Raw genomic sequence first — 22,769 nt, forward strand, 5'->3', positions numbered from 1 at the left:
GAGCAACCATGTCATTCGGACAGCGCAACCTCGACCGTGAAAAGCCGGAGATCGAGTTCCCCGAGGGCCCGGTCCCCACGGAACTCGTCATCACCGACATCATTGAGGGCGACGGACCGGAAGCCAAGGCCGGCGACACCGTGTCCACCCACTACGTCGGCGTGGCCTGGTCCACCGGCGAAGAGTTCGACGCATCCTGGGGCCGCGGGGCCCCGCTGGACTTCCGCGTCGGCGTCGGCCAGGTCATCCAGGGCTGGGACCAGGGCCTGCTCGGCATGAAGGTCGGCGGCCGCCGCCGCCTCGAGATCCCCTCCGAGCTGGCCTACGGCTCGCGCGGTGCCGGCGGAGCCATCGGCCCGAACGAAGCGCTGATCTTCGTCGTGGACCTGGTCGGCGTCCGCTAATCCCCACCCGCCCCCTATCCTCGCAAGCTCGGACAGGGAACCCTGCGGGCGTGGGCCCACCACCGGCCCCCTTTCCTCGCAAGCTCGGACAGGGAACCCTGCGGGCGTGGGCCCACCACCGGCCGCCGCATAACGCAAGCGCGGTAACAATCGGAAGGATTTTCCGGATTGTTGCCGCGCTTTCGCGTTTTTGCCGGAATGGCTTTAGTAACGTAACGAGAGTGTCCGCCCAACGTACTGAACGCCTGCTGAACCTCCTGATCGCCCTGCTGAACCTCCTGATCGCCCTGCTGAACTCCCGGTTCGGTCTGCGGCGCAGCGAACTGCGGGAGAAAATCTATGCGGGCGGCGCGGCCAGCGACGCCGCTTTTGGGCGCATGTTTGAACGCGACAAGAACGACCTCCGCGACTTCGGCTTCGACGTCGAGACCGTCACCGACCTGGGCTGGAGCTCTGACGATCCCGGCACTACGCGGTACCGGATCGGCAAGGAGTCCAACCGCCTGCCGGACGTGGAGCTGACCCCGGACGAGTGGGCGGTGCTGCTGCTGGCCTCCCAGCTCTGGGAACAGGCGGCGCTGGGAACCGCGGCGAGCAACGCCCTCCGCAAGCTGCAGGCGGCAGGCGGCCTGGCCGACGTCGAACTTCCGGCCGGCGTGCAGCCGCGCATCAAGCCCGCCGGGCAGGCGTTCGAGGACCTCGTGGCCGCCATGCACGCCCAGCACGCCGTCCGCTTCCTCTACCTCGCCGGCAGCACGGGCAGGGAAGAGGAACGGATCGTAGAACCGTGGGGCCTGGGCAGCCGCTTCGGCCAGTGGTACCTCGTGGGCTTTGACCGGGGTCGCGGCGCCAAGCGCTTTTTCCGCCTGTCGCGCTTCACGTCGGCGGTGACAATTCTTGACCGGGAGGCCTTCACGCCGCCGGCCGGCTTCAACGTCCGGGCCGAGCTCAACACCCTTCCCGAGCTTCCGGTCAGCGACGCCGTCGTGGACGTCCACCCCGGCAAGCTGCTGGGGCTGCGCAAACGGGCCGCCGCTGCTGTGCCGCCCTCGGACGCCAACGGGAAGTCCGACGGCGGCTGGGACCGGCTGACCGTTCCCTACCGTGACGCTGAGGTGCTTGGCGAGGAGCTGGCCTCCTACGGACCACACGTCAGGGTGGTGGCCCCCGCGGAGCTTTCCGCGGCGGTGCAGCGCCGCCTCGCGAACGCCGCAGCGTTCCTTGCCACCCCCGTGCCGCCATACTCCTTCGCGCACGCCGGCACGGGAAAACGGACCCGCAAGCGTACGTCGGAGGACCAGCTCAAGCGGATGCTGCAACTGGTCCCGTTCCTGGTCCGCAACCAGGGCCTGCCCATCGACGAGGTCGCGGAACGGTTCGGGGTGACCCGCCAGGAGCTGGAGGGCGATCTTCTGATCCTGATCTGTTCCGGCCTGCCGCAGGGGTACCCGGACGAACTGCTGGACATCCAGTGGGAGGAAGGCCACGTTTTCATCAGCCAGTCCATGGAGCTGAACCGGCCGGTCCGCTTCACCGTGGACGAGGCCTGCGCGCTGCTCACGGGCCTCGAGACCCTGAACGGCCTGCCGGAACTGGCCGAGGGAAGTGCCCTGGAATCGGTGACGCTCAAGCTGATGGCTGCCGCGGGGGAGGAGGGGCTCCGGGCCGCAGCCCTGTCCGGGCCGGAGGTGGGACCCGGCAACTCGGCCAACCTGGAGGTCATCCGCGACGCGATTGCATCAGGATCCCAGCTGCACCTCGTCTACCTGTCCGCACAGCAGGACACCCTGTCGGAGCGGGACGTGGATCCCCTCCGGCTCTATTCCCTGGACAACACCTGGTACTTCGAGGCCTACTGCCACTCGGCGGCCGGATTGAGGAATTTCCGGCTGGACCGGATCGAGGACCTGGCCCCGAACGGGAATCCCGTCTCGTCCGGGATAAAGCCCGACGGCGGGTTCCCGGCAAAGCTGTTCACCCCCAACGACGACGACACCCTGGTCACTGTCCACCTCACTGCCCGCGGCTCCGGGCTCGCGGACGACTACTACGCCGAGCGGACGGCCCCGCTTGAGGACGGCGGCGTGGTGGCCGAGATCCGGTTCGGCAACACCTCATGGCTGCCCATGTTCGTGGCCCAGCACGGCGGAACGGCACGGATCCTGGAACCCGAGGTGTTGGCCCGAGGCTCCCGGGACTGGATCGAAGCGGCCCTGGCCCAGTACGACAACGGCTAGACTACTCAGCATGCCTTGGTGGTCCTGGATCCTTGTTTGGGTGGCACTTGTGTCGCTGTCGCTGCTGTTCTTCGTCGTCATGGGTGTCCGCCTGTTCCGCCAGTTCATGGCAACAGTCAAGGAGCTCGGTGAAGCCGGCGACAAGCTGACCCGGATTCCGGTGCCTGCGGCGGTATCCGCTGGTACCGATGCGGCGCCTGATGCGAACGTCATCGGGGTTCCGCCGGGTATGGCTCCTTTTGCCCCGCCCCACCAGATGCGCCATGATTACCACGCATCCAAGGAGGCCCGCAGGGAAGCCCGCCGCCAGCGCCGGGTCCGCCGGAAGGCCGAACGGGGCCAGCCCCAGTCGCTGCGCGACATCGAATTCAGATAAACGTAGGATGTTACTAAACGAAAGGAACACCCACCATGAGGCTTGAAGGCTGGCATCTCATCATCATCATCGTCCTGGCTTTGGTGCTCTTCGCTGCACCGAAGCTTCCCGGCATGGCCCGGAGCCTCGGCCAGTCGATGCGTATTTTCAAGTCGGAAGTCCGCGAAATGAAGAAGGACGGGGCCCCGGAAGCCAAGGACGGCTCAGACCCCGTCGAAGGCACCGTCGTCAACCACCCGCGTTCCTCCGCTACGGATAACCGTCCTGCAGACGGCAACGACGTTCCGCCCCCCAACCGCGCCTAAAGTTACGTGGCACTAACCATGAGTCGTCGCTCCAATCCTGAGGGACGGATGGCTCTTCTTGACCATCTGCGCGAACTCAGGAACAGGCTGTTCAAGTCCGCCATTGCCGTTGTGCTCGCCACCGTTGCGGGCTTCGTGGTCTACCAACCCATGCTTGCTGCCCTGATCAAGCCGATCAAGGACCTGAACAACAACGCCGGCCGGCAGGCCTCGCTCAACTTCGACGGCGTGGCGAGCTCCTTCGACCTCATGATCCAGGTGTCAGTCTTCCTGGGCGTCATCCTGGCCAGCCCGGTCTGGCTGTACCAGCTCTGGGCGTTCATCGTCCCCGGCCTGCACAAGAAGGAACGCCGGCTGGCGCTGTCCTTCGTTGCTGCTGCAGTGCCCCTCTTCGTCGGCGGCGTGGCGATGGCCTGGCTCGTCCTGCCCAACGCAGTCCGGGTTCTCACTGACTTCACGCCCGCCGGCGGGTCCAATTACATCAGCGCGCAGGTCTACCTGTCCTTCGTGCTGCGGCTGCTGCTCGCCTTCGGCATTGCCTTCCTTCTCCCCGTTGTCCTTGTCGGGCTGAACATGGCCGGCATCCTCCGCGGGGAGCAGCTCCTGAAGAGCTGGCGCATCACCGTGTTCCTGGTCTGCCTGTTCGCCGCCATGGCCGCCCCCGGCGGCGACGCGATGAGCATGTTCTACCTTGCCGGCCCCATGCTCCTGCTCTTCTTCCTGGCAATCGGCCTGTGCGTGCTGAACGACCGGCGCCGTGCCCGCCGGGCCGAGAAGCGGGCCGCTGAGACCGAAGCCACAGCCGATATCGCCACCCCGAGCAGTGAGCTGAAGAATCTCTAGTCGCCCCACCATTAGGCTTGAGGCATGTCCACCACCACTCCGTCGCCCTCCGAACGGTACCGTGCCAGCGCCGAACGGGCCGCGGAAGCCAAAACCCACCTGGGCGCGTTTGCCCAGACACTCAGCTTTGAACTGGACGAGTTCCAGCGGCAGGCGTGCAAGTCCCTCCAGGAGGGCCGCGGGGTACTGGTGGCCGCGCCCACCGGCGCCGGCAAGACCATCGTGGGCGAGTTCGCCGTCTACCTCGCTCTCCAGCGTGGACTAAAAGCCTTCTACACCACGCCCATCAAGGCGCTCAGCAACCAGAAATTCACCGAGCTGACGGAGAAATACGGCGAGGAGAACGTCGGACTGCTAACCGGCGATACCAGCATCAACGGCGACGCACCCGTGGTGGTCATGACCACCGAGGTTCTGCGCAACATGCTCTACGCCGACTCCGACACCCTGTTCGACCTGGGTTTTGTGGTCATGGACGAGGTCCACTACCTGGCCGACCGCTTTCGCGGCGCTGTCTGGGAGGAAGTGATCATCCACCTCCCCAGCGAGGTGCAGGTCGCGTCCCTGAGCGCCACCGTGTCCAACGCCGAGGAATTCGGCGCCTGGCTGGACACTGTCCGCGGGGACACCGACGTCATCGTCTCCGAACACCGGCCTGTTCCGCTCTGGCAGCACGTCATGGTGGGCCGGGACATCGTGGATCTTTTCGCGGGCGAGACCACCTTCGACGAAATCGCCCCGGCCGGCAACCCGGCCGCTGCCGCCGCCCTGCCCTCGGCGCCCTCGGCCGACGATGCCGGCACGCATGGCTTCGAGGTAAACCCGGAATTGCTGACCCTGTCCCGGTCCGAAAGCCAGCTCAACTTCCAGGGCCGCTTCGGCCACGGAGGCCGGAGCCAGCGGCGGCAGCAGCGCCAGCGCTACGGCGACCGGCCCCAGCAGGAGACCCGGACCGCGGTGCGCAGGGCCAGCCGTCCGCAGGTCATTGCCAGCCTGGACCGGCAGGACCTGCTGCCCGCGATCACCTTCATCTTTTCCCGGGCCGGGTGCGACGCCGCCGTTTCCCAGTGCGTGGCCTCTGGCCTGTGGCTCACCACCGAGCGCGAGCAGCGCATCATCGCCCAGCGCGTGGACGAGGCCGGCCAGGACATTCCGTCCGACGACCTCGAAGTGCTGGGCTTCTGGAACTGGCGCGACGGCCTGCTGCGCGGCATCGCAGCCCACCACGCCGGCATGCTTCCCACGTTCAAGGAAGTGGTTGAGAAGCTCTTTGCCGACGGCCTGGTGAAGGCGGTATTCGCCACGGAGACGCTGGCCCTCGGGGTCAACATGCCGGCCCGTTCGGTGGTGCTGGAGAAACTGGACAAGTTCAACGGCGAAGCCCACGTGGACATCACGGCAGGGGAGTACACGCAGCTCACCGGCAGGGCGGGCCGGCGCGGCATCGACGTCGAAGGCCATGCCGTGGTCCTGTGGCAGCCGGGCACGGATCCGGCCGCGGTGGCCGGCCTTGCCTCCCGCCGGACGTATCCGCTCAATTCCAGCTTCCAGCCCACCTACAACATGAGCATCAACCTGCTCGCCCAGTTCGGCCGGCCGCGGGCCCGCGAAATCCTGGAGTCCTCCTTCGCCCAGTTCCAGGCTGACCGCTCGGTGGTGGGGCTGGCCCGGCAGGTGCGCAGCCGCGAGGAATCCCTGGCCGGCTACGCCAAGTCGATGACGTGCCATCTGGGCGACTTCACCGAATACGCCCGGCTGCGGCGGGAACTGTCCGACGCCGAGAATTTCAGTTCGCGGAGCAAGTCCAGGGCACGCAAATCGGTCAACGAGGACTCGCTGAGCCGGCTCCTGCCGGGCGATGTGGTGGATGTTCCGGCCGGCAGGGCGCCCGGATTCGCCGTGGTCCTCAGCTCGGACCACAGCTCCCGCGAACCGCGGCCCGCCGTGCTGACGCTGGAAAGCCAGCTGCGCCGGATCGGCGTCGATGACCTTGAGGGCCCTATCGCGCCGCTGACCCGGATCAGGATTCCCAAGTCCTTCAACGCCAAGGTCCCCAAGTCCCGGCGCGATCTGGCCTCATCGGTCCGGAACGCGCTGCGGGAGAACCGGCCGCCGTCGAGGGGAAGCAGCCGCAACAACGACTTCGGCCTTGGCTCTGCCCTGCAAAACCAGGAAAAGAAGATCGCGGACCTGCGGCGCGCCCTGCGCGCCCACCCCTGCCATGGCTGCAGTGAACGCGAGGACCATGCCCGGTGGTCCGAACGCTGGTGGAAGCTGCGCAAGGAAACCGACGGTCTGGTCCGCCAGATCCAGGGCCGCACCAACACCATCGCCAAAACATTCGACCGCGTTTGCGATGTCCTGTCCGTCTACGGCTACCTTGAGGCCGCCGAGGAGGGGCAGCAGGGCATCAGCACGGACGGCCAGCGGCTGCGCCGGATCTACGGCGAAAAGGACCTGCTGATTTCACAGGCACTTCGGCAGGGCGCGTTCGGCGACCTCGATGCCGTGGAGGTGGCCGCGTTCGCCAGCGTGCTGGTGTACCAGGCAAAACGTGAGGACCGCGGCCTGCGGCCCCGCATGCCCAGCGTCTCGCTCGAGACCGCAGTGGACATCGTGGTGCGCGAGTGGTCGGCGCTGGAGGACGTAGAGGAGCAGAACAAGCTCCCGCTCACCGGTGAACCGGAGCTCGGGCTGATCTGGCCGATGTACAAGTGGGCCCGCGGCCGGCACCTGCAGGAAGTGCTCAACGGCACTGACCTGGCCGCCGGCGACTTCGTGCGGTGGACCAAGCAAGTGATCGACCTGCTCGACCAGCTGGCCAAGATTCCCGGGCTGGACCCCCGCCTGGCCAGGCTCTGCGCCGAGGCCATCAGGCTGATCCGGCGCGGCGTCGTCGCCTACTCCACCGTGGGCTGAACGCCATACTCCCGCCCGGCACAGCGGGCTTATTTCCGTTTGAACACCCGTACTGAACACTCCAAGGAGCGCCGCCATGGCCGATGCCACCTCCCGCCAGCAGGATGGAACCGAACCGTCAAAGGTCACCCTGTACCGCAACGGTTCCGTTTACACGGCCGCTGATCCCTTCGCCACGGCCATGCTCGTGGACGGTGGAACCATCGCGTGGGTCGGCTCGGAACAGGCTGCCACCTCGATCGCCGACAGCTCCATGGACATCGTCGACCTGGGCGGCGCCCTCGTCGCCCCGGGGTTCGTCGATTCCCACGCCCACCTGACGGAAACCGGCATCGCGCTTGACTCGCTGCAGCTGGGCGGTGTGCGGTCTGCCCGCGAACTGCTGGACGCCGTCGCGGCCTCGGGCGGGACCGGCGCAGTGCTGGGCCACGGCTGGGATGACTCCCGCTGGGAGGATCCCACCCTCCCGGACGCCGAAGAACTGGAGCGGGCTGCCGCCGGCCGTCCGGTGTATCTTTCCCGGGTTGATGTGCATTCAGCCCTCGTCTCGCCGTCACTCGTGGCCAGTGCCGGGCTGGCGGACCTGGACGGCTACGCGCCGGATGGCCACGTCAGGCGCCAGGCGCACAGTGCCGCCCGGCAGGCCACCCGCCGGCTGCCGGCCGGTGCGCTGCAGGAATACCAGCGGCGCGCACTGGATGAGGCTGCAGCCAACGGGTACGTGGCGCTGGCCGAGATGGGTGCACCGAAGATCAGCAGTATCGAGGACCTCCGGCTGGCTGCCGGATGGAATGACGCGGCAGGCTCCCGCCCGGCGCCGGAGGTGCTGCCGTACTGGGGCCAACTGACACCGGCTGCGGCCGACGCGGAGGCGCTGCTTGCCGAGCTGGGGGTCCGGGTCCGCGGACTTGCCGGTGACCTGAACATCGACGGATCGATCGGGTCCCGCACCGCATCCCTGCGGCAACCCTACGACGACGCCCCCGACGAGACCGGCACCACGTACCTTTCCGTGTCCGAGGCGGCAGCCCACCTGGCGGCCTGCTCGGTACTGGGCATCCAGGGTGGATTCCACGTCATTGGCGACGCCGGCCTCGATGCCGCCCTGCAGGCCCTCGAGGAAGCTGCAGCCGAGGTGGGGGAGCAACGGGTCCGGGCCGCCGGCCACCGCTTCGAGCACGTCGAAATGGCCGACGCCGACGCCATCGCCCGCCTGGCAAAGTACTCCGTGACTGTCAGCGCCCAACCCGCCTTTGACGCGGCATGGGGCGGTCCCGGGCGGCTGTACGAGCAGCGCCTCGGATCCCGCAGCCGGGGCATGAACCCGTTCGCCTCCTTCTATTCGGCAGGCGTCCCCATCTGCTTCGGCAGCGACACCCCGGTCACGCCGCTGCGTCCCTGGTCCAGCGTGCGGGCCTGCCTCGAGCACCACGACGCCGGCCAGAGGGTCTCCGCCCGTGCGGCCTTCCTCGGCCACACGCGTGCCGGCTGGCGCGCCGCCCGTTACGAAAACCCGCTGGCCGGCCAGCTGGTGCCCGGCGCACCCGCAACCTTCGCCGTCTGGGAGGTGGATGAGCTCATGGTCCAGGTGGCCGACAACAGGGTCCAGTCCTGGAGCACAGATCCCCGCGCCCGTACGCCGCTGCTGCCCGCCCTGGACACCGGCACGGATCCGCGGTGCCTTCAGACGGTGCGGAACGGGCTGGAGCTGTTCTCCGCCGAGACCCTCCGCGGGTAACCTGCGGCGGGCTTAATCCGGCGACACATGGGGCCACGGACCCGCCACAATGACGGCCGGGGAGCAACGCAAATACGCCTTTGACCTGCGGCGATACATGAACGGGCAGGTCAGGGGGCTGTTGACAGCCCCCCGCCAGTCCGTAGCATGGTGCTTCCGGGGGCGGGTCCACAGCGCAGCAGAAAACAGTTCCTCCATCCGCGTATCGCGGCCTCAGGAACTGGCCCGTAGCGCAATGGACCCGCCCGTGGCGGAGCTGGATTGCCTGCGTGTGCGGAGGCGCCCCGCGGGGCCCGTATAATTGGGAGTTGCGCTTTACGAGCCGGCTTTCCCGCCGGGCTCCCGCGTGCTGACCGCTCCCATCCAGGAAAGGCCTCCCTGTGCGTGTCCTCACCATCATCCCCACCTACAACGAGCTGGAGTCGCTCCCCAAGACGCTGGGACGCCTGCGCGCCGCGGTGCCCGCGTCCGACGTCCTCGTTGTGGACGACAACAGCCCGGACGGCACCGGACAGCTGGCGGACAGCATCGCTGCCGGGGACAACCAGGTCCACGTCCTGCACCGGAAGGGCAAGGAAGGCTTGGGCGCCGCCTACATTGCAGGTTTCAAGTGGGGCCTGGATGCCGGCTACGACGTCCTCGTGGAGATGGACGCCGACGGATCGCACCAGCCCGAACAACTGCCCTCCCTCCTGGAGGCCGTGGACCAGGGCGCTGACCTGGCCATGGGTTCCCGCTGGGTAAAGGGCGGCAGCGTTGTGAACTGGCCGCTGTACCGCCAGGCCATTTCCCGGACCGGCAGCACGTATGCGCGCATCATGCTCGGGCTCAAGATCAAGGACGTGACCGGCGGTTACCGGGCGTTCCGCCGCACCACGCTGGAAAAGCTCAACCTGGACCAGGTCGATTCGGTGGGCTACGGCTTCCAGGTGGACCTCGCATGGCGCGTCGCCAAGATGGGGCTGAACATCGTGGAGCGGCCCATCACCTTCGTGGAGCGTGAACTGGGCGCCTCCAAGATGAGTGGCAACATCGTGGTTGAGGCCATGATCAATGTGACAAAGTGGGGGCTGACCGCCCGCTGGAAGAAGCTGACCGGCAGGAACCCGCGCGGCTAGCGGGCGCGCCCGCCGGCACAACGACGGCTTAACGAAAAGGCCGGATCCGCTGCAACCATGAGGTGCAGCGGATCCGGCCTTTTCGGCTATATAAGCGCCTGCCAGCTTCTAACTGGGCTTAGGCTGAACGCCGTTCGCCGCGACGCTCGCGCAGAATGGTAAGGCGGTCTTCGAGGATCTGCTCCAGCTCGGGAAGCGAGCGGCGCTCGAGCAGCATGTCCCAGTGCGTGCGAACTGCCTTCTCGTTGCTGGTGTCCGGGCGTTCGCCATCAACGAGCAGCGCTTCCTTGCCGGTCTTGGAAACCCAGACAGGGGGAATTTCGGCTTCGGAGGAAAAGGTTACAAAAACCTGTTCGCCATCCTCGCACCGGTACTCAACCCGCTGACGCGGAGCCGGCTCCACGCCGGATTCGGTCTCCATGCTTTGGGCGCCAAGACGCATGCCCCGCAGGCTGCGATCGCTCATGATTTCTCCCTCTAATCGGTTCGCGGAGCGGACCCCGCGCTAGTCGGAAGCCCCAAAAGGGGTGCCTCCGGACTACGGTGTGGTTCACGTAGCATCACTAGGTGAAACGCTTCGCCAAGCATTGTTGTTCCGCACGGACTGATCCGGCCGGACAAATATCCCATTATACGGATTCCGGCAGGGCGCAGCAATCTGGGCTGGCGCAGAATACAAACGGGAGACAGGCCGTTGGGGCCTGCCTCCCGTTTGCTGAGGTGCCTTGAAAAGCTAGGACTGGGTCCTGGCCTCACTGCCCTGGCCGCCGTCCTGCCCGCCTTCCTGGCCGCCGAACAGGCCGCCGGAGCGGGGATCGGGGTTAGTTCCGCCCAAGGCGCTGCCAATACCCTTCAGCGCCTCGCCGACTTCACTGGGGATGATCCACAGCTTGTTGGAGGAACCTTCCGCGAGCTTGGGCAGTGTCTGCAGGTACTGGTACGCCAACAGTTTCTGGTCCGGGTTGCCCTTGTGGATGGCGTCGAACACCTTCTGGATGGCCTGCGACTCGCCGTCGGCACGCAGGATGGCAGCCTTGGCGTCACCCTCGGCCTTGAGGATGGCAGCCTGCCGCTGCCCTTCCGCGGTCAGGATCTGGGACTGCTTGGTTCCCTCGGCGGTCAGGATCGCAGCGCGGCGGTCGCGTTCGGCCCTCATCTGCTTCTCCATCGAATCCTGGATGGAGTGCGGCGGGTCGATAGCCTTCAGCTCCACCCGGGAAACGCGGATGCCCCAGCGGCCGGTGGCCTCATCCAGGACACCGCGCAGCTGGCCGTTGATCTGGTCGCGGGAGGTCAGCGCCTCTTCCAGGTTCAGGCCGCCCACCACGTTGCGCAGGGTGGTGGTGGTCAGCTGCTCCACGGCCTGGATGTAGTTGGCGATCTCGTAGGTGGCGGCCCGCGGATCGGTGACCTGGAAGTACACCACGGTGTCAATCGACACCACGAGGTTGTCCTCGGTGATCACGGGCTGCGGCGGGAAGGACACCACCTGCTCACGAAGGTCCAGCAGCGGCAGGAGCCGGTCAACAAAGGGAATGAGGAGGGTCAGTCCGGGGTTGAGCGTCCGCTGGTATTTCCCCAGCCGTTCCACGACGCCGGCCCGGGCCTGCGGCACGATCCGAACCGAGCGGACCAGCACGATGATGACGAAAATGATCAGAACCACCATCACGAACGTGAGTGCGATTCCTCCTGGGCTATCCATACTTCTCCTTTGTCCCCAACTTTCAGTGAAGCTCTAACCTGGCGAAAACTCGCCGCAATCTGCCGCCCCGCCGCGGCGGGAGCAGAAACCTTGGAGGGAGCCGCCTACTGGACGGCGGTCTCAGCCTGAGGTGAGACGACCGCCGTCGCGCCTTCAATGGCGGAGACGACTACGCGCTGGCCCTCGGGAAGGACGCCGGACTGCGAACGCGCGCTCCAGATGTCGCCGCCGATTTTCACGCGTCCGCCCGTGGCCGTCACTGCCTCCAGGACGAGCGCCGATTCGCCGATCAGGCGGTCGATGTTGGTGCGCTGTTCCGGCGGCCCCTTATGCAGGTGCTTGAGTGTCACCGGCCGGACAAAAGCGATCATGAGCAGCGATACGACGCAGAACACCACGATCTGAAGCCACAGGTCCGCGCCGGCGAAGTCGGCCACCACGCCGGCCAGGGCACCTCCGCCCAGCATGATGAAAAACAGATCAAGGGTCAGCATCTCCACGGCGGCGAACACCAGGAAGAGGGTGAGCCACAGCGCCCACCAGTTTTGGCCAAGCCATTCAAACATCGCGTTCCCCCTTGATCCCGAGGGCTGCGGGGCAGACCCTCAGTAACTTTCTTCCATCGTAGACCGAAGCACGGGCGCCCGGCAGGGGAATGGCAGCCAGCGCAGGAACGTGGCCAAGCCGTTACGGAACGGGGGTTTCCGAGGGGACGAAGATGCTGATCCGGAACCGTGCGGAGACGTCGGTAACTGGCGGAAGGCCTGCAAGCCTTTCGGTCATCGCGGCGCGGTCGGTGTGGTGGCCGGCCGGGCCCATGAGCGCCAGGTTGGCCACGTCCCCCGGGGACAGCGACAGGACCACGTCGATGTCCTGTGCCGACAGCGGCGAGAAGCGGCCGGCGAGCGCCTCGGCCAGTCGCTCGTCCTTAACGGGATCGATGCCCAGCAGTCCGGCCCGGCTGGCGACTTCCCCGAGATGCCCGGCACGCGGCGTCACCACGATGAGCCTGCCGGAGGGTTTGAGCACGCGGGCAAACTCGGAAGCGTTGCGGGGCGCGAACACCACGGTGATGACGTCGACAGCGTCGTCGGGCAGGGGCAACGGCTGCCATACGTCGCCCACCAGGTTGATGGCCTCCGGGTTCAGCCTGGCGGCGCGGCGCAGGGCGAACTTGGAGATATCCAGCCCGACGGCGGCCACCCCGCCGCCGCCGTCCGAAGAACCGCCGTCCGAAGAACCGCCGTCCGAAGAACCGCCGTCCAAAGAACTGCTGTTCAGGTAATCAAGGATCACCCGCAGGTAGTGCCCCGTCCCCGTTCCGGAGTCCAGCACCATCGGAGCGGGGCCAGCCAGGGCCGGCGCGGCCGCGCGTGCCAGTGCTTCGGCCAAGGGCCGGTAGTGGCCGGCGTCGAGGAAGGCTGCCCGGGCAGCCACCATCTCCGCGGTGTCCGACTCGAAGGCGGTTCCCTTCCCCACCAGCAGGTTGAAGTACCCCTGCCGGGCGGCGTCGAAGCTGTGCCGCTCCCGGCATGCCAGCCCCCGGACCCGGCCTGCGCCGCCGTCGTGGACGGGCCGGAGATCCTGGCGGCAGACGGGGCAAAGAAGAACGGGCAGGCGCGAGAGCATGAGGACAATCCTAGGGCAGGCGTTTTCCGCTCCTGCCGTTCCGCGCCGTTGCCCGACCCGCTAGGCTCACGTGGGTGAAGCCTGAACATTTGCCGCTGCTCAATTCCGTCTCCGCCCCCGCCGTCCTCCCGGACGGCACCAGGGCCGTCGTGTCCGTTGTCCGGCCGGACTTTGGCGCCGACTCCTATGTTGGCCAGCTGTGGAGTGTGCCGCGGGACCCGGAAAAGCTTCCCCGGCGCGTAACCCGGGGGTTCCGCGACACCGCGCCCGCTTTTTCGCCGGACGGCCGGGTGCTGGCCTTCCTCCGCGCTGCCCCTGGCGGCAAGCCCCAGCTCCACGTGGTGGAGGCCGCCGGCGGGGAGCCGCAGGCCCTGACCGACAGGAAGATGGGCGTCAGCTCCTTCGCATGGTCGCCGGATTCCACCCGGATCGTCTTCGCTTCCAGGGAACCGGACGAGGGCCGCTACGGAACGCTCGACGGCGTCGCGTCAGATGCCGAGGACGCCCGGCTGATCAGTGATTACAAGTACCGGATGAACGGCGTGGGCTACACGCGGGACAAGCCGCAGCAGCTGTTCCTGCTCGATGTTCCGGAACTGGGCGGCGAACCCTGGGTTAAGCCGGTGGGCCGCGGCGCCAGGCCGGGCAGCAATGGGAACGGCAAGGACAACAGCGCGGGCGGGCACTCCGGTGCGTCCGGCGAGGATTCCGGCGGGTTCCCGGAGGCACGCCGGCTCACGACGGCGGCAACCGACCACACCGGCGCCACCTTCAGCAGCGACGGCAGTGCCATCTACTTCGTGGCGGCCCTCCACGAGGGCGCGGACCAGGATCTCGTCACGGGGATCTACCGCGTGATGGCCGGCGGCGGTGCACCGGCTTTGGTGCCGGTCCCCAATCTGGGTGCCCAGACCGTTTTCGACGTCCGGGAGTCGGCCGACGGACGCTGGCTGTTCTTCACCTCCCAGGACCTGGGCAGCACCGGCCAGGACTTTGTTGCCAAGAACACGGTCCTCCACGTGATGCCCGCCGGCGGCGGCGACGCCACGGCCCTGAGCGATGCGGAGAACATGGACGTTGAAGCGCCCGGCAGCACGATCGGCCTGCGCGGCGGGGACAGTGCACTGGTGCTCAACACCGCCCAGGGGACGGTGGAGCTGCTCGAATTCAGCGCCACGGGAGACCATGCCCTCCTCGTTCACGGTGACAGGGTGGTCGACGGCGCGGAGGACGGTGCCGGCACGGTGTTCGTCAGCTACAGCGACGCCGCCACGGCGGGCGATGTGGGCGTCCTCGAGGATGGCCAGCTCCGCCTGCTCAGCGATTTCTCGGCTGCCCTGCGGTCCGAGGCCGGCATCATCGAACCGCAGGAAGTAACGTTCCCCGCCCCGGACGGCTACCCGGTCCACGGCTGGCTTGTGCTGCCGCCGGGGAAGGGTCCGCACCCCGTGCTCCTGAACATCCACGGCGGACCGTTCGCGCAGTACACCACCGCGTTCTTCGATGAGGCGCAGGTGTACGCAGCCGCCGGCTACGCTGTGCTCATGTGCAATCCGCGCGGCTCGGCCGGCTACGGCCAGGCGCACGGACGGAGCATCAAGGAGCGGATGGGCACAGTGGACCTGCAGGACGTGCTCGCCTTCCTGGACGGCAGCCTGGAGAAGTTCTCCTCCCTCGACGCCGGCGCCCTGGGCATCATGGGCGGCTCCTACGGCGGCTACCTCACGGCATGGACCATCAGCCAGGACCACCGGTTCCGGGCAGCCATTGTGGAGCGGGGTTTCCTGGATCCTGTGAGCTTCACGGGCTCGTCGGACATCGGCTGGTTCTTCGGCGGTGAGTACGTTGGCTCGGCAGCCGAACAGGTGGCTGCGCAAAGCCCCATGGCCACGGTGGCCGGGGTCCGGACCCCAACGCTGGTGATCCACAGCGAGGATGATCTCCGTTGCCCGGTGGAACAGGGCCAGCGGTACTTCACCGCACTGAAGCGGCAGGGCGTCGATTCGGCTTTCCTTGTGTTCCCGGGTGAGGACCACGAGCTGTCGCGCTCGGGCACTCCCCATCACCGGCGGCAGCGCTTCGAGCACATCCTTGCCTGGTGGGCAAAGTACCTGCCGACGGACAGCAACCGCGCCGGCTCAGTTCACAACAGTTCGGTCCACAACGGCCCAGTTCAAAACGGCCCAGCCTAGTCCGCTCCTGCTTCCCGGCCGGTCCCCGCGGCCGCCGGGAAGCCGAGTTCCCGGCTGGCGGTGCCGATGCCGGGTTCGGCCCAGCGCGCGGCGTATTCGCTGGTGGTGCTCAAAGACCGCAGTTCGGCACGGTCGATGTAAAGGCGGCCGTGCAGGTGGTCAGTTTCGTGCTGCACGATCCGCGCCTGCCAGCCGCTGAAGTCCTTGGTGACCTGACCGCCGTCGGGCGTTACATACTCCAACCGCACGCTTTCGGGGCGCTCAACCACAGCCTGCAGTCCGGACAGTGAGAGGCAGCCTTCGAAGAAGGCGGCCGTACCGCCGCCCAGTGGGGAGTAGGACGGATTCAGCATGGCGAAAAACTCCAGCGGCGCCCTGCCCCGGGCCGCCGCAACGGCCTCGTCGATCTCAAACTGGTCCTCGAGGACGGCCAGCTGCAGCGGAATGCCCAGTTGCGGCGCCGCCAGGCCGACGCCGGGCGCGGCATGCATGACCTTCCTCATCAGGACGATCAGCTGGCTGAGTTCGGCGGGCTCCAGCTGCCCCTCGAAGGGAGCCGCGTGCTGCCTCAGGACCGGGTGGCCGGCCTGCACGATGGGCGGCAGGGACTCCGCGGCCAGCAGTTCCTGCACGGTTTCCCGGATGCGGGCGGGGCTGTAGGACGTGGGCGGCGATGCGTGGCTCATGGGGACAGCCTAGTCACTGCATGGTGAAGCGCCGCGCCACCAGGGCATTGAACGCCGGGAGTGCTGCTGCCCAGGCGATGGCCGCGTTCCGCGGCCGCAGCAGACCGTCGGGAAGCGGCCGGCCCAGCGCCATGTTCACCTCGGCCTGGCGCTTGGCGGCAGCTGCCGCCCGGCGTCGTGTGGCGTCGAAACGCCGGAGAGCGGCAACCGAAGGCTCGTCGCGTACGACGGCGAGGACCGCCGGAAGCAGCGCTTCGGCATCCAGCCAGCCAAGGTTCATTCCCTGCCCGCCGATGGGGCTTATCTCATGCGCCGCGTCACCGATGAGCGCGGTCCGGCCGGAGGCCATTCGCACGGCCAGCCGGGAGCGGACGCTGAAGCTGCTGAGCATGCTGTTGGCGCAGGGGTCCAGCGCCATGCGCGTGCGGCGGGCAACGAGTCCGGCCAGCTGCTCCGCATCAGGGCACGCAGGCGGCTTGCCCAGCCGGACCACCCAGCGGCGTACACCGCCGGGAAGCGGGAAGGACTCCACAATGCCGTCGCCTGCCAGGAAGAGCGCGGCGTCGCTGCCGAAGGGACTGGATTCGGGGAAGTCACCCATCAGGTAGTGGTCCGGATACAGCTTCTCCGGCGCCCCGACGCCCAGCAGGGCACGCACCGTCGAGTAGGCGCCGTCGGCGCCCACCACGAAAGCGGCGGTGTAGCTGGCAGCGCCCCCCGCAGTGGTGACGCTGAGGGTGACCCGGCCGCCGTCGTCGTGCATTCCTGTCACGCGGGCGTTCCGGAGCAGCGCGCCGCTGTCCAACTCCCGGAGCCGCCGCTCCAGCACCTCCTCCGTCACGGGCTGGGGCACGGCGAGGACAAACGGATAGCGGTCGGAGACCGGGGCGAACGGCATCCGGGCGATCCGCCGGCCGCTGCTCACGGCGAAGCCCTGGCGGATGGGGACGCCCTGTGCGATCAGCTCGCGGGCGACGCCGATGCGCTCCAGGGCGGCGAGCGCCGGCGGATGGATGCCGATGGCCCTGGTGTGGGCGTTGCGTCCGCTCCGCTTTTCCAGGACCCGCACCGCGACCCCCTGCTGCAGAAGCAGCGAGCCAAGGAAGAGACCCACCGGCCCGCCGCCCACGATCAGCACATCGGTCATGCCGGGTGCCGGTAGGTGTCGTGCCGCCGGTGGCTGAGCAGGCAGTGGAAGGGGGAGTGCGGTTCCACAGTCCAGCCCGCGGGGACCACGGCGGCCAGTTCCGGAACGGTGTAGCTGCGCCTGATCGACGTCAGCCCGTCCCCGCGGATGTAGGAGCCGGTGAGCGGCAGGGCGCCTGCACTGAACAGCGCATACGCGGCCGCACTGCGCCGCAGGTCGTTGTGCAGGGCCAGGTGCCGGGCGAGTCCTGCGGAATCGTCCAGGAAGGACCGCAGTTCCGGCGCGGTCAGGTGGTGCAGCACGTGGTTGGAGATGACGACGTCGTACTGCCTGCCTTCGGCGAGCAGGTCGCCGCTGTTGGCCTGCCGGAACTCCACCCCGGGAACGGGCTTGCGGCCGGCCGCGAACCGGTAGGCCCTGGCGTCCGGGTCAATCCCGGTCACGTGCAGCGGGAATCCGTCCCTGGCTGCCCAGCGGGCGAGCGTCACGGCAAGGTCGCCGCCGCCGCAGCCGACGTCCAGCAGTGTTGCCCCGCCGGAGCCCGCCAGCTGCGGGCGAACCTTGGTGCGGTACAGCCGGTACCAGCCGGCGACCACGCGGTTGACAAGGCCGAACTGCTCGTAGGTGCGCTGCAGCCGGTCCGGGTCGCAGTCCGGCCGGTCCATGTCCTCAACGGCCGCCGTGTCCCTCGGTCCGAGAAAGCCTGGTCCGAGAAAGCCTGGTCCGAAGATGCCCTTGCCGCTGCCCGGTCCGCCGCCTGGGATCCTCACCGGATCAGGCCAGGGACGGTTCGGCCTCGCCGGTTACGGCATCGGGCTCATCCGCGGGCTGTCTTACCTTGGTGAACAGTCCGGTCTCCACGGTCAGGCCGGGGCCGAAGGCCATGGAGCAGATGCGTTCGTCCCCTTCCTGCGGCGGAAGATCCAGAATGTGCTTAAGGACGAAGAGCACCGTGGCGCTGCTCATGTTGCCGTAGTTCCGCAGCGTTTCACGCGCCGGCCGCAGCTGCTCGTCCGTGAGGTCCAGCCGGGACTGCACCTTGTCCAGGATGCTGCGGCCGCCCGGGTGGATGGCCCAGTGGGTGATGTCGCGGTAGGCGAGTTCCCGCAGCGGGGCGTCGCGTGCCAGCAACGGCTCGAGCGCGCCCACGATGTGCTCATCGATGATGTGCGGCACGTAGTTGCCGAGCACCATCTCAAAGCCCTCATCGCCGATGTTCCAGGCCATCGAGTCCTCGCCCACCGGCGTCAGGACCGTCTCGAAGTGGTCCAGCTGGAGCAGCGGCGGAGCCGGCAGGTCCTCCCGGGCCGTCACCACGGCGGCCGCCGCGCCGTCCGCGAACAGGGCCGAGCCCATGATGGTGTCCGGGTCATTGGAGGTCCGGACATGCAGCGAGCACAGTTCGGCGCACACGACGAGCACAACCGCCGTCGGGTCCGCCTCGCAGAACGATTTGGCAGCCCGAAGCGCCGGAAAGGCGGCGTAACAGCCCATGAAACCGAGGTGGTACCGCTGCACCGCAGGGTTCAGGCCCAAGGCACGGACGATCTTGTAGTCCGGCCCGGGGTTGAAGAAGCCGGTGCAGGAGACCGTGATGAGGTGGGTGATGTCCAGCGGATCGATGCCGTCGCACTTGGAAACTGCTGCGTCCGCCGCCTCGATGAAAAGCTTCGTTGCTTCTTCGGCGAAGAGGTTGTTGCGCGCCTTGGTGCTGGGGCTCCGCAGCAGGCCGGTCTCCGGATCAAAGAACTGGGGATTTTCGACGGCGGAGTCCAGCGTCAGCTCGCGCACCGCCGTGTACCGGGTATCGATGGCCGCGGAGTCAAAGCACGTGGTCACGAGCCGGGAGCCAAGGCGTGTCAGTCCCGGCTGGGCCGCGAACACGTCCCGGGCCTCACGCTGGATGAGCAGAGTCGGCGGAACTGCAGTTTCAAGAGCTCTCACATAGACCGTCATTCGTTCATTCTTAACGAGAGCGCACGGTTAAGACAATGGATTGGACTGGACAACTCCGGCAGGAGGTAGCACCATCTCGACTGTGACCAGCAAACCCGCCGCAACACAGCGCCTGGACGATCTGGCGCGCCTTCGCCGTGTCCGTGACCGCATCGACCGGGAGTACGCCCAGCCGCTGGACGTGGAGGCGCTTGCCCGCGGCGTGAACATTTCGGCCGGGCACCTGAGCCGGCAGTTCCGGGAAGCCTATGGCGAGTCACCGTACTCCTACCTGATGACGCGGCGCATCGAACGGGCCATGGCGCTCCTGCGGCGCGGCGACCTCAGCGTCACGGACGTGTGCTTCGCCGTCGGCTGTTCCTCGCTGGGCACGTTCAGCACCCGCTTCACCGAACTGGTTGGCATGCCGCCCAGCGCGTACCGGACGCAGGCGGCGGGGGAGGCGTCAGGCATCCCGCCATGCGTGGTGAAACAGGTCAGCAGACCGGTCAGGAATCGAGAAGCGGTCCTGCCCGGCCGTACCTAGACTGATCCGCATGAACCTCACCATCCACTACACATTCCTTCCGCATAACGACGCCGACGCCTCCCTGGCGTTCTACCGTGACACCCTCGGTTTCGAGCTCCGCAACGACGTTGGGTACGGCGGGATGCGCTGGCTCACCCTCGGCCCGCCTGACCAGTCGGGCACCTCCGTGGTCCTGGAACCGCCGGCCGCCGATCCTGGCATCACCGAGGACGAGCGGCGCACCATCACCGAAATGATGGCCAAGGGCACCTATGCCCGCCTGGTATTGGGGACCCCGGACCTGGACGGCACCTTCGACAAGGTGCAGGCCAGCGGCGCCGAGGTGGTCCAGGAGCCCACCGACCAGCCATACGGCGTCCGTGACTGCGCCTTCCGCGATCCGGCGGGCAACCTGATCCGCATCAACGAGGTCCGCTAGGTGTTGCTGTTGCCGCCGCCGCGCCGACGAACAAGAATCAGTCATGGTGTGTGGAACCCGGCGGCCTCCACCTGCCGTTCGCTTAAGATCAGCCTGCTATCCGCCTAACAGATGGGGACACGATGACCATAACCACCAGGACGGACACACAGTCATCCGGACAGCACACCGCCGACGGCCACGACCTGATCCGTGTGCAGGGTGCGCGCGTGAACAACCTCAAGGACGTCAGCGTCGAGATCCCCAAGCGCCGCCTGACCGTGTTCACCGGTGTCTCCGGCTCGGGCAAGAGCTCCCTGGTGTTCGGCACCATCGCCGCCGAGTCGCAACGGATGATCAACGAAACCTACAGCGCGTTCGTGCAGGGCTTCATGCCCACGCTGTCCAGGCCCGAGGTCGACGTGTTGGAAGGCCTGACCACCGCCATCATCGTCGACCAGGAGCGGATGGGCGCCAACCCGCGTTCCACCGTGGGCACCGCCACGGACGCCAACGCGATGCTGCGGATCCTTTTCAGCAGGCTGGGCCGGCCCCACATCGGCTCACCCAACGCGTACTCGTTCAACATCCCGACGGTGAAGGCCAGCGGCGCGATCACTGTGGAACGCGGCAACAAGACCAAGGCCGAGAAGGCCACGTTCAACCGGCTCGGCGGCATGTGCCCGCGCTGCGAGGGCATGGGCAACGTCAGCGACTTCGACCTCACGGCGCTGTACGACGACAGCAAGTCGCTGGGCGGGGGCGCCCTGACCATTCCCGGCTACAGCATGGACGGCTGGTACGGCCGGATCTTCAGCGGGGCCGGCTTCAACATGGACAAGCCGATCAGCAAGTTCACCAAGAAGGAGCTCCACGACCTGCTCTACAAGGAGCCGACCAAGATCAAGGTCGAGGGCATCAACCTGACCTACGAGGGCATCATCCCCAAGATCCAGAAGTCGATGCTGTCCAAGGACGTGGACGCTCTGCAGCCGCACGTGCGCGCCTTCGTGGAACGGGCCATCACCTTCACCACCTGTCCCGACTGCGGCGGCACCCGGCTCAGCCAGGAAGCGCTGTCGTCGAAGATCAAAGGGAAGAACATCGCCGACGTCTGCACCATGCAGATCACCGACCTCGCCGACTGGGTCCGCGGCCTGGACGAGCCGTCCGTGGCGCCGCTGCTCACCGGACTGCAGCACCTGCTGGATTCGTTCGCGGAGATCGGGCTGGGCTACCTCTCCCTGGACCGGCCGTCAGGCACGCTGTCCGGGGGTGAGTCGCAGCGCACGAAGATGATCCGCCACCTGGGCTCGTCCCTCACGGACGTCACCTACGTTTTCGACGAACCCACGATCGGCCTGCACCCGCACGACATCCAGCGGATGAACTCACTCCTCCTGCAGCTGCGCGACAAGGGAAACACGGTGCTCGTCGTGGAGCACAAACCGGAAAGCATCGCCATTGCGGACCACATCGTCGACCTCGGGCCGGGCGCCGGCACAGGCGGCGGCACCGTCTGCTTCGAGGGCACCGTCGACGGGCTGCGGGGGAGCGGCACCATCACGGGCCGGCACCTCGATGACCGGGCGCAGCTCAAGGATGCGGTCCGCCCCGCGTCCGGCGCCTTGGAAATCCGCGGCGCGTCAACCAACAACCTCAAGAACGTCGACGTCGACATCCCGCTCGGCGTGCTGTGCGTGCTTACCGGCGTGGCCGGCTCCGGCAAGAGCTCGCTGATCCACGGCTCGGTCGCCAAGCGCGACGGCGTGGTGGTGATCGACCAGGCCGGCATCCGCGGTTCCCGCCGCAGCAACCCCGCCACGTACACCGGACTGCTCGAACCGATCCGCAAGGCGTTTGCCAAGGCCAACGGCGTCAAGCCTGCCTTGTTCAGCTCCAACTCCGAGGGCGCCTGCCCCACGTGCAACGGCGCCGGCGTCATCTACACGGACCTGGGCGTCATGGCCACCGTCGAAACCACCTGCGAGGAGTGCGACGGCAAGCGCTTCCAGGCAGCAGTGCTGGAGTTCACCCTGGGCGGCCGCAACATCGCCGAGGTGCTGGCGATGTCGGTGGCCGAGGCAGAGGAGTTCTTCGAGGACGGCGATGCGCGCACGCCGGCGGCACACAAGATCCTCGACCGGCTCGCCGACGTCGGGCTTGGCTACCTCACTCTGGGCCAGCCGCTCACCACGCTGTCCGGCGGCGAGCGCCAGCGGCTCAAGCTGGCCGCGCAGATGGCGGACAAGGGCGAGGTCTACATCCTCGACGAACCCACCACGGGCCTGCACCTTGCTGACGTCGAAAACCTGCTCGGCCTGCTCGACCGGCTCGTTGACTCGGGCAAGTCGGTGATCGTCATCGAGCACCACCAGGCGGTCATGGCGCACGCTGACTGGATCATCGACCTGGGCCCCGGTGCGGGTCACGACGGCGGCAGGATCGTTTTCGAAGGATCGCCGGCAGATCTTGTTGCCGGCCGGTCAACGCTGACCGGCGAGCACCTCGCGGCCTACGTCGGCGCCAGCTGACAACCGGACGCGAACTGACAGACCAGCGCGAACGTACACTTGTGGCCCCAAATC

At 67.4% G+C, this 22,769-nt stretch carries 20 protein-coding genes; 12 read left to right on the plus strand and 8 right to left on the minus strand.

The features are described 5' to 3' along the window. Window positions 1-8: 8 nt before the first annotated feature. The 8 genes from ACFRAH_RS15785 (at window position 9) to ACFRAH_RS15820 (ending at window position 9,940) form a co-directional block, all read left to right on the plus strand. Window positions 9-404 (plus strand): FKBP-type peptidyl-prolyl cis-trans isomerase, encoded by a 396-nt coding sequence (locus tag ACFRAH_RS15785; RefSeq protein WP_377991847.1) that lies wholly within the window; start codon window positions 9-11, stop codon window positions 402-404. A gap of 221 nt (window positions 405-625) precedes the next feature. Next, complete coding sequence (locus ACFRAH_RS15790) at window positions 626-2,641, plus strand: helix-turn-helix transcriptional regulator (protein WP_377991848.1); 2,016 nt, start codon at window positions 626-628, stop codon at window positions 2,639-2,641. A 10-nt stretch (window positions 2,642-2,651) separates the two neighbouring features. Further along, on the plus strand, window positions 2,652-3,017 hold the full coding sequence (locus ACFRAH_RS15795; protein ID WP_377991849.1) for a hypothetical protein: 366 nt from the start codon (window positions 2,652-2,654) through the stop codon (window positions 3,015-3,017). Between the two features lie 35 nt (window positions 3,018-3,052). Continuing rightward, on the plus strand, window positions 3,053-3,322 hold the full coding sequence (gene tatA / locus ACFRAH_RS15800; protein ID WP_306923733.1) for a Sec-independent protein translocase subunit TatA: 270 nt from the start codon (window positions 3,053-3,055) through the stop codon (window positions 3,320-3,322). A 48-nt stretch (window positions 3,323-3,370) separates the two neighbouring features. Continuing rightward, window positions 3,371-4,165 (plus strand): twin-arginine translocase subunit TatC, encoded by a 795-nt coding sequence (gene tatC, locus ACFRAH_RS15805; RefSeq protein ID WP_377991850.1) that lies wholly within the window; start codon window positions 3,371-3,373, stop codon window positions 4,163-4,165. A 24-nt stretch (window positions 4,166-4,189) separates the two neighbouring features. Continuing rightward, a complete protein-coding gene (locus ACFRAH_RS15810) occupies window positions 4,190-7,084 on the plus strand; it encodes a DEAD/DEAH box helicase (RefSeq protein ID WP_377991851.1) in 2,895 nt (964 codons plus the stop codon). A gap of 76 nt (window positions 7,085-7,160) precedes the next feature. Beyond that, window positions 7,161-8,822 carry an amidohydrolase gene (locus ACFRAH_RS15815; protein ID WP_377991852.1) on the plus strand — a complete coding sequence of 554 codons (1,662 nt, stop codon included), beginning with the start codon at window positions 7,161-7,163 and terminating at the stop codon, window positions 8,820-8,822. 380 nt (window positions 8,823-9,202) lie between these two features. Beyond that, window positions 9,203-9,940: a polyprenol monophosphomannose synthase gene (locus ACFRAH_RS15820; protein WP_377991853.1), complete on the plus strand. Its 738-nt coding sequence runs from the start codon at window positions 9,203-9,205 to the stop codon at window positions 9,938-9,940. Between the two features lie 118 nt (window positions 9,941-10,058). Here the strand turns inward: ACFRAH_RS15820 and ACFRAH_RS15825 are convergent, their stop codons facing one another. The 4 genes from ACFRAH_RS15825 to ACFRAH_RS15840 form a co-directional block, all read right to left on the minus strand. Further along, entirely contained in the window at window positions 10,059-10,406 is a 348-nt protein-coding gene (locus tag ACFRAH_RS15825; protein WP_003802221.1) for an RNA polymerase-binding protein RbpA, read from the minus strand. Window positions 10,407-10,673: 267 nt separating this feature from the next. Continuing rightward, entirely contained in the window at window positions 10,674-11,645 is a 972-nt protein-coding gene (locus ACFRAH_RS15830; RefSeq protein ID WP_377991854.1) for an SPFH domain-containing protein, read from the minus strand. Between the two features lie 104 nt (window positions 11,646-11,749). Continuing rightward, complete coding sequence (locus ACFRAH_RS15835) at window positions 11,750-12,211, minus strand: NfeD family protein (protein ID WP_377991855.1); 462 nt, start codon at window positions 12,209-12,211, stop codon at window positions 11,750-11,752. Between the two features lie 121 nt (window positions 12,212-12,332). Continuing rightward, window positions 12,333-13,274 (minus strand): putative RNA methyltransferase, encoded by a 942-nt coding sequence (locus ACFRAH_RS15840; protein ID WP_377991856.1) that lies wholly within the window; start codon window positions 13,272-13,274, stop codon window positions 12,333-12,335. A gap of 74 nt (window positions 13,275-13,348) precedes the next feature. Between ACFRAH_RS15840 and ACFRAH_RS15845 the strand changes: the two genes are divergently transcribed. After that, window positions 13,349-15,466: a S9 family peptidase gene (locus ACFRAH_RS15845; RefSeq protein ID WP_377991857.1), complete on the plus strand. Its 2,118-nt coding sequence runs from the start codon at window positions 13,349-13,351 to the stop codon at window positions 15,464-15,466. On the opposite strand, the gene ACFRAH_RS15850 is transcribed toward ACFRAH_RS15845, so the two are convergent. The 4 genes from ACFRAH_RS15850 to ACFRAH_RS15865 are packed head-to-tail and all read right to left on the minus strand — an operon-like array spanning window position 15,463 to window position 19,255. Continuing rightward, window positions 15,463-16,152, minus strand: a complete 690-nt coding sequence (locus tag ACFRAH_RS15850) for a peptide deformylase (RefSeq protein ID WP_377991858.1) — start codon at window positions 16,150-16,152, stop codon at window positions 15,463-15,465. The genes ACFRAH_RS15845 and ACFRAH_RS15850 overlap by 4 nt on opposite strands. A gap of 13 nt (window positions 16,153-16,165) precedes the next feature. After that, the gene (locus tag ACFRAH_RS15855; RefSeq protein WP_377991859.1) at window positions 16,166-17,299 is read right to left on the minus strand and encodes an FAD-dependent oxidoreductase; all 1,134 of its coding nucleotides are present in this window, start codon (window positions 17,297-17,299) and stop codon (window positions 16,166-16,168) included. Beyond that, complete coding sequence (locus tag ACFRAH_RS15860) at window positions 17,296-18,069, minus strand: class I SAM-dependent methyltransferase (protein ID WP_377991860.1); 774 nt, start codon at window positions 18,067-18,069, stop codon at window positions 17,296-17,298. The genes ACFRAH_RS15855 and ACFRAH_RS15860 overlap by 4 nt, the downstream gene beginning before the upstream one ends. A 4-nt stretch (window positions 18,070-18,073) precedes the next feature. Further along, window positions 18,074-19,255, minus strand: a complete 1,182-nt coding sequence (locus tag ACFRAH_RS15865) for a type III polyketide synthase (RefSeq protein WP_377991861.1) — start codon at window positions 19,253-19,255, stop codon at window positions 18,074-18,076. Window positions 19,256-19,337: 82 nt separating this feature from the next. Between ACFRAH_RS15865 and ACFRAH_RS15870 the strand changes: the two genes are divergently transcribed. The 3 genes from ACFRAH_RS15870 (at window position 19,338) to ACFRAH_RS15880 (ending at window position 22,715) form a co-directional block, all read left to right on the plus strand. Next, complete coding sequence (locus ACFRAH_RS15870) at window positions 19,338-19,781, plus strand: helix-turn-helix transcriptional regulator (RefSeq protein WP_377991862.1); 444 nt, start codon at window positions 19,338-19,340, stop codon at window positions 19,779-19,781. A gap of 10 nt (window positions 19,782-19,791) precedes the next feature. After that, window positions 19,792-20,202: a VOC family protein gene (locus tag ACFRAH_RS15875; RefSeq protein WP_377991863.1), complete on the plus strand. Its 411-nt coding sequence runs from the start codon at window positions 19,792-19,794 to the stop codon at window positions 20,200-20,202. A gap of 122 nt (window positions 20,203-20,324) precedes the next feature. Further along, entirely contained in the window at window positions 20,325-22,715 is a 2,391-nt protein-coding gene (locus ACFRAH_RS15880; RefSeq protein WP_377991864.1) for an ATP-binding cassette domain-containing protein, read from the plus strand. Window positions 22,716-22,769: the final 54 nt, after the last annotated feature.

This window comes from Arthrobacter sp. NPDC056727 (assembly GCF_042790555.1).
GTDB lineage: Bacteria > Actinomycetota > Actinomycetes > Actinomycetales > Micrococcaceae > Arthrobacter.

Excerpts from the sequence above, each read along its gene's own strand:
- ACFRAH_RS15785 (WP_377991847.1), top strand. The coding sequence starts at position 9 with ATGTCATTCGGACAGCGCAACCTCGACCGTGAAAAGCCGGAGATCGAG.
- ACFRAH_RS15795 (WP_377991849.1), top strand. The coding sequence starts at position 2,652 with ATGCCTTGGTGGTCCTGGATCCTTGTTTGGGTGGCACTTGTGTCGCTG.
- tatA (WP_306923733.1), top strand. The coding sequence starts at position 3,053 with ATGAGGCTTGAAGGCTGGCATCTCATCATCATCATCGTCCTGGCTTTG.
- tatC (WP_377991850.1), top strand. The coding sequence starts at position 3,371 with ATGGCTCTTCTTGACCATCTGCGCGAACTCAGGAACAGGCTGTTCAAG.
- ACFRAH_RS15810 (WP_377991851.1), top strand. The coding sequence starts at position 4,190 with ATGTCCACCACCACTCCGTCGCCCTCCGAACGGTACCGTGCCAGCGCC.
- ACFRAH_RS15815 (WP_377991852.1), top strand. The coding sequence starts at position 7,161 with ATGGCCGATGCCACCTCCCGCCAGCAGGATGGAACCGAACCGTCAAAG.
- ACFRAH_RS15825 (WP_003802221.1), bottom strand. The coding sequence starts at position 10,406 with ATGAGCGATCGCAGCCTGCGGGGCATGCGTCTTGGCGCCCAAAGCATG.
- ACFRAH_RS15830 (WP_377991854.1), bottom strand. The coding sequence starts at position 11,645 with ATGGATAGCCCAGGAGGAATCGCACTCACGTTCGTGATGGTGGTTCTG.
- ACFRAH_RS15835 (WP_377991855.1), bottom strand. The coding sequence starts at position 12,211 with ATGTTTGAATGGCTTGGCCAAAACTGGTGGGCGCTGTGGCTCACCCTC.
- ACFRAH_RS15840 (WP_377991856.1), bottom strand. The coding sequence starts at position 13,274 with ATGCTCTCGCGCCTGCCCGTTCTTCTTTGCCCCGTCTGCCGCCAGGAT.
- ACFRAH_RS15850 (WP_377991858.1), bottom strand. The coding sequence starts at position 16,152 with ATGAGCCACGCATCGCCGCCCACGTCCTACAGCCCCGCCCGCATCCGG.
- ACFRAH_RS15855 (WP_377991859.1), bottom strand. The coding sequence starts at position 17,299 with ATGACCGATGTGCTGATCGTGGGCGGCGGGCCGGTGGGTCTCTTCCTT.
- ACFRAH_RS15865 (WP_377991861.1), bottom strand. The coding sequence starts at position 19,255 with ATGACGGTCTATGTGAGAGCTCTTGAAACTGCAGTTCCGCCGACTCTG.
- ACFRAH_RS15875 (WP_377991863.1), top strand. The coding sequence starts at position 19,792 with ATGAACCTCACCATCCACTACACATTCCTTCCGCATAACGACGCCGAC.
- ACFRAH_RS15880 (WP_377991864.1), top strand. The coding sequence starts at position 20,325 with ATGACCATAACCACCAGGACGGACACACAGTCATCCGGACAGCACACC.